Origin of the sequence: Labilibaculum sp., from assembly GCF_963664555.1 — a bacterium.
Classification (GTDB): Bacteria; Bacteroidota; Bacteroidia; order Bacteroidales; family Marinifilaceae; genus Labilibaculum.
Genome location: NZ_OY761461.1, coordinates 1,100,502 through 1,106,501 on the forward strand (window position 1 = coordinate 1,100,502; position 6,000 = coordinate 1,106,501).

Here is a 6,000-nt window from a genome sequence, read left to right on the forward strand (position 1 = left end):
TTAAATACAAATATATGAGATCGATTGCTTTTACTATTCTCACATGTTACTTCATGATTATTGTGCCTGAAAGTATTGCTCAGGAAAATGATGTAACACAGTATGTAGATCCATTTATTGGAACAGAAGAAATGGGGCATACATTTCCAGGAGCATGTGCTCCTTTTGGAATGGTTCAGTTGAGTCCAGATACTGATAGTGTGCAATTTATACATGAAGGAAAGTACAATAAAGAGGTGTATCGTTATTGTGCCGGATATCAGTATAAAGACAAGTCAATTGTAGGGTTTAGTCATACTCATTTAAGTGGAACAGGACATTCAGATTTAGGTGATTTTTTAATCATGCCAACAGTAGGAAAAGTAAATTACAACCCAGGTACGATTGATGATACATCAAAAGGATATCGTTCGATGTTTCGGAAAGAAACAGAAAAAGCAGAACCTGGATATTATACGGTTGAACTTGATGATTACAAGGTTAAAGCGGAATTGACAGCCACTCAGCGAGTAGGTTTTCATCAATATACGTTTCCTTCTTCAGATGAGTCTCATATAATTTTAGATTTGACTCATGGGATCTACAATTACGATGGCAAGGTGCTTTGGTCGACTATTAGAGTGGAAAATGACACCTTGGTAACAGGTTATAGAATTACTCGCGGTTGGGCTAGATCTAACTATCAGTATTTTGCAATGAGTTTTTCAAAGCCTGTCAAAAGTTATGCTTGTCAAAACAAGGAGAAAATTGTTTACAATGGTTTTTGGCGTAAGTTCGACGAAACGAAGAATTTTCCGGAAATGGCAGGAAAAGCTTTAACAGCTAATTTTGATTTCACTACAAAGGAGAATGAAAAAATTAAAGTGAAATTTGCTCTTTCGGGCGTGAGTACTGAAGGTGCATTGAAAAACCTTAGAGCAGAAATTCCTCATTTCAATTTTGAGCAAGTACGTCAGGAAACAAAGGGGAAATGGCAAAAAGAGTTAAGTAGAATCCAAATAGTTGCTTCTCAGGAAAAGAAAACAACTTTTTATACTTCATTGTATCACTCGTTCATCAATCCTGTAGAATATATGGATGTGGATGGAAAATACAGAGGTTTGGATCACAACATTCATCAAGCCGAAGGATTTACGAACTATACCGTTTTCTCATTGTGGGATACTTATCGTGCCCAACATCCGTTACTTTCTCTGATTCAACCAAAAAGATCATCTGATATGATCAATTCGATGCTGGCACACTACGAGCAAAGTGTTCATAAAATATTGCCAATATGGAGTCATTTTGGAAACGAGAATTGGTGTATGATTGGATACCATGCAGTATCGGTTATTGCAGATGCATTGGTTAATGGTCTAAAGGGAGTGAACCCCGAAAAAGCATTAGAAGCATGTTTAGCCAGTGCAAACTACAAAAAATATGATGGTATTGGTGATTATTTAGAGTATGGATATGTTCCTCATGAATCAAGTAGGGTTGGAGCTTCAATTACATTAGAGTATGCTTATGATGATTGGACAATTTCACAGCTTGCAAAATCAATGAAGAAAGAAAATCTGGCAGAGGAATATTTAAAACGTTCAGAAAACTGGAGAAATTTATTTGATGTTACATCTGGATATGTTAGAGCAAAAAATAAAGTTGGTGATTGGATCTCGCCATTTGATCCATTAGATACGCATGCAGCTGGCTTTATAGAAGGAAATTCCTGGAACTATTCTTTGTATGTTCCCCAGAATGTTAGTGGTTTGGTTAGTAAAATGGGTGGTGAGAAGCGATTTTCAGAACATTTGGATTCGCTTTTTACCATGCATATTCCGGACAAATATTTTGCTCATAATGAGGATATCACCCGTGAAGGAATTATGGGAGGATATGTTCACGGAAATGAGCCAAGTCATCATGTTGCATATATGTATAATTGGGCTGGAAGACCATGGAAAACCCAAGAGCGGATTAATCAGATAGTGAATACAAAATATCTGAATAAACCTGATGGCTTGTGTGGAAATGATGATTGTGGGCAAATGTCAGCATGGTATGTTTTTTCATCTTTGGGTTTTTATCCTGTATGTCCTGGTTCTGGTCAGTATGTGATAGGAACACCTTCTATTGATGAAGCGGTTCTTACTTTAGAAAATGGCAAGACGTTTACGGTTAAAACAGAAAACTACTCCTCTAAAAATATTTACATTAAATCGGTAATGTTAAATGGGGAGGAGTGGAATAAAAACTTTGTGAATCACAGTGATATAGTGAATGGTGGTGAGTTGATATTTAAAATGAGTAGTCGCCCAAATAAAAAGCGCTGCCTTTCAAATAATTCTATTCCTTATTCTACTGCAAAGTTTGGTGCAATCGGATCGTTCTGACTCCCCTGTAGGCGAAGATGTTAGTGGTTTGACAGATAATGATTGTTTTTCAAAAATTCTTAACATTCAACAGCAGTGTTTTACTGTGGAATTCACTGCTTTTAAAAAATGTAAGATAAACACGTATACTCTCGTTTCGGGTGGGGATGAAGAGTCGCGTGATCCGAATTCTTGTATTCTTGAGGGGCGCAATGATGAGGGATCTTGGAATGTAATAGATAGCCAATGTGATATTGAGTTTTCAGGACGAAATCAGAAACCCCAAAGTGGAGAGTATAAATTCTATATGTCATCAAACGACGGATGTAAATTAATGATTGATGGTGAAGAACAATTTGAAAGTGATGGTAGAAAATTACATGCTTTTGGACAGCAAACTAGTTTACAATTAGCTAAGGGCTTTCATAAAATTCAAATGGGGTTTTATCAATGTTCAGATAATATTGATTTGGTAGTTGAGTGGGAAGGTCCTGGCTTGTTGAGACAAATAATACCTAAGGGCGTTTTTATGCATCAGACAAATTGATTTTTTTAAATAATAAGAAATAAAAAAACACTTAACTTAAGTTAAGTGTTTTTTTTTTATTAAGTGGAGCTGCAGGCTCCTATGGTATTGTTCCTAATTGGCCATATAATAAGCTATTTGTAAATATTATGAGAGGGGTACTCACCTGAGAGTACACTTACGTTCTGTAACGACTAAATTTACTAGTGTTTTTTGTAGTTTTATCTCTTTGTTTATGCAGATTTATTCTTTCGAATTGATGTTTTAAAGATACTCAATATTATTTACAGTTACAATTCGAACTTTTTGATCTTTATTGAGAGAAAAATATTGTATCAAAATTGTTAAAGGTAATTCCTCATGTAAATATGAGTTTTTAGTAGTATCACTAGTTGTATCAATTTTAATACGCAACTGAGATTATAGCAATATCAGTTTAGGACTCAATTTTCCGATAGCCCCTTCTCAAATATGCGCTCAAAAATCCAAAATATCCCTATTTTGGTGTTGTTTGATGTCATTTGTATCGATTTGACTATTGATAAAGAGTCAGAAAATCAAGAAATTAATACTTATGTGTTCCCAGAGAAAATCTGATTTTCGTACTCTCTTTTTGCAAATAGAAAATTGTAAGATACTGTCCTTAATACATGCGAAAGCGAAGTTGAAAACGGCCATGTTTTCAGCAAAAGAGTTCGGCATAAACGCGCCCAATCATTTCAAAGAGTTTTTTTGAGATTAATTGTTATACAGATCAGTGAGCAAAAAGCTGTACCAGTTTAAAAAGAAAACTGATACAGCACTTTGCCTGTAGAAACACAAAACACATTGAAATGATTTTCCCTCCGGCGCACCGACCATTTATACGACTTCCTTTTGCCGAAAACATGACCTTTAATTGAAGGGATGCTTACGCATGCATGAAGGCCACATTATATGTAAGTAATATCATTTAAATCTTAATGATGGAAACAGGAGAGGAGCATTCTGTTTCTTTTGGAACAATCTTTTAAAAGATGTACTTAGCAAGTTTATGTTTTGGTATGCCCAAAACCCTTGAAAACATCCCGTTGGTCTCAAATTAAAAGGTAAAATCTATGGAAAATTATAAGAAAGGAGGACGTCCCAAGAAGAGCATTTCACAGAAGAGAAAGTACAGGGTGAATGTGAAAATGAATACTGGAGAATATTATAGTTTGAAGGCAAAAGCCAATCGTGCAAAACTAAGCCTTAGTGAGTACATGAGACAGTGTATTGCAGAAAGTACAGTTCGGGAGAGACTCATTCCTGAGGTGCAAACTTATATTCGAAAACTGTGTGGGATGGCCAATAATCTAAATCAGATTGCCAAACAAGCCAATGCGCAAGGTTATTCAAATGTACGAAGGGAATATTTCTACTTGGCAGAGAAGATTGATAAAGTAATAGATCAGCTTTGATATGATTGCAAAGATAGTAAAGGGACAATGTTTTGCAGGAGTTGTGAATTACATACTCGACCAGAAGAAGAGTACGGAATTTTTGGATAGTGAAGGTCTGCGTTTGAAAAACAAGGATACGATAATTGAAAGCTTCAGACAGCAAGCAGAACTAAATAGCAGAATTAGCAAGCCTGTGTATCATATTTCCCTTTCGTTTTCGGCAAAGGATAAAGAGCTTTTATCGAACGAGCTGATGGCAGATATTGCCAAACAGTACATGAGTAGAATGAATATTATTGATACGCAGTTTCTGATTGCTCGTCATTTTGACAAAGAACATCCACATATTCACATGGTCATTAACAGGGTGGATTATCATGGGAGAACAATATCAGATCGCAATGACAGAATCAAAAGTGAGAAGATCTGTAAAGAGTTAACCAGAAGGCATGGTCTTTATTTTGCCAAAGGAAAGGAAGAGGTGAAAGTACATCGACTTCATGAGCCGGATAAAACCAAATATGAAATTTACGATGCCTTGAAAAAACATGTAGGCAAATGTTCCGATTGGTCAGAATTGATTGAGAATTTGAGACGGGAAGGAATACAGGTAGATTTTAAGATTAAAAAGAATACAGAGGAAGTGCAGGGAGTTCGGTTTACGAAAGGAGGATTGACTTATAACGGCTCGAAAGTTGACCGTCAATTTAGTTTTTCAAAGATTGATGCACGCTTACAGAAAAATCAGCAAGAGATATCAAGAGACGGAACAAAAGCGTTGATGAGTACCCGGAATTTGCTTCGAGAGATTCTTATTCAGTCAGAATTGACCAATCGGTATAGTAAAGAAGAAAATAGCAAGAAGCCTAAGGTGAAAAGGAAATCTGCCAAAAGAGGAATCAGGATTTAATTGAAATGGACATGAGAAAGAATGATTTTATTACCGCAATATTTGAAGAGATCAAAGAATCGTTACTTGTCATTGATGGGAAGTTGGAGAATGGTCAATCTGGAGATGAAAAACGCAAAATTGTAATTCCCAAGGAACTGATAGAGTTTCTTAATAGATCAATTGATCAATCAGTTCGTGAGAATGCTTTGCGTTTGAACCATTCAAGCCAGGATCAATTCAGGGATCTGAATCAAAAATTAGAAGGGTTGAGTCAAAGTGTAAAAGAATTAACAATAGTCCAAAGAATGTGTAGGTTGATATTCCGAAAATTGATTGTCTGGCAATTTCTTTCCGTATTTTTACTAATCATGGGACTTGTTTTGTTTGTAAATAATAGACAGTTAAGATATAATGATTTGAAATTCAGATACATTAAGGCTTGTGGAGGTATTGATTCTAAAAAACTACTAAAACTCGATACAGTTTTTCATGTGAATAGGGATGAACTTGTGATTGAGAAGATGAAAAATAAAGATCAATGAGTTGAATTTTTTCAAGTGCTTTGATTATCTGATTTTAACATTCCAGTAATATCCAGTTACTTCTGATCGTATTTATTTTTATAATATCATGAGTTCATAATTTAATTCTGTGTTAAGCGTGTTTTATCTAATGAAAATTTAGCAATATAAAAAACTCACATTCCCTATTGGACTTATCCTACTATAATTTAAAATGGTCAATATTCGAAGAATTGTATAGCACTTTTTTTGGATGCTGTTAAATAAAAAGAATGGTAATTTGATT

The 6,000-nt window shown here is 35.1% G+C and carries 5 protein-coding genes; all 5 read left to right on the plus strand.

Annotation, left to right across the window (positions count from 1 at the left end):
* The first annotated feature begins 14 nt into the window (after positions 1 to 14).
* Entirely contained in the window at positions 15 to 2,375 is a 2,361-nt protein-coding gene (locus tag ACKU4N_RS04505) for a GH92 family glycosyl hydrolase (protein ID WP_321321007.1), read from the plus strand.
* A gap of 28 nt (positions 2,376 to 2,403) precedes the next feature.
* The gene (locus ACKU4N_RS04510; protein ID WP_321321009.1) at positions 2,404 to 2,901 is read left to right on the plus strand and encodes a PA14 domain-containing protein; all 498 of its coding nucleotides are present in this window, start codon (positions 2,404 to 2,406) and stop codon (positions 2,899 to 2,901) included.
* Between the two features lie 1,076 nt (positions 2,902 to 3,977).
* On the plus strand, positions 3,978 to 4,319 hold the full coding sequence (locus ACKU4N_RS04515) for a plasmid mobilization protein (protein WP_321321011.1): 342 nt from the start codon (positions 3,978 to 3,980) through the stop codon (positions 4,317 to 4,319).
* Between the two features lies 1 nt (position 4,320).
* Entirely contained in the window at positions 4,321 to 5,211 is an 891-nt protein-coding gene (locus ACKU4N_RS04520) for a relaxase/mobilization nuclease domain-containing protein (protein ID WP_321321013.1), read from the plus strand.
* 11 nt (positions 5,212 to 5,222) lie between these two features.
* Positions 5,223 to 5,735 (plus strand): hypothetical protein, encoded by a 513-nt coding sequence (locus tag ACKU4N_RS04525; RefSeq protein ID WP_321321015.1) that lies wholly within the window; start codon positions 5,223 to 5,225, stop codon positions 5,733 to 5,735.
* Positions 5,736 to 6,000 lie beyond the last annotated feature (265 nt).

Excerpts from the sequence above, each read along its gene's own strand:
- ACKU4N_RS04505 (WP_321321007.1), top strand. The coding sequence starts at position 15 with ATGAGATCGATTGCTTTTACTATTCTCACATGTTACTTCATGATTATT.
- ACKU4N_RS04525 (WP_321321015.1), top strand. The coding sequence starts at position 5,223 with ATGAGAAAGAATGATTTTATTACCGCAATATTTGAAGAGATCAAAGAA.
- ACKU4N_RS04520 (WP_321321013.1), top strand. The coding sequence starts at position 4,321 with ATGATTGCAAAGATAGTAAAGGGACAATGTTTTGCAGGAGTTGTGAAT.
- ACKU4N_RS04515 (WP_321321011.1), top strand. The coding sequence starts at position 3,978 with ATGGAAAATTATAAGAAAGGAGGACGTCCCAAGAAGAGCATTTCACAG.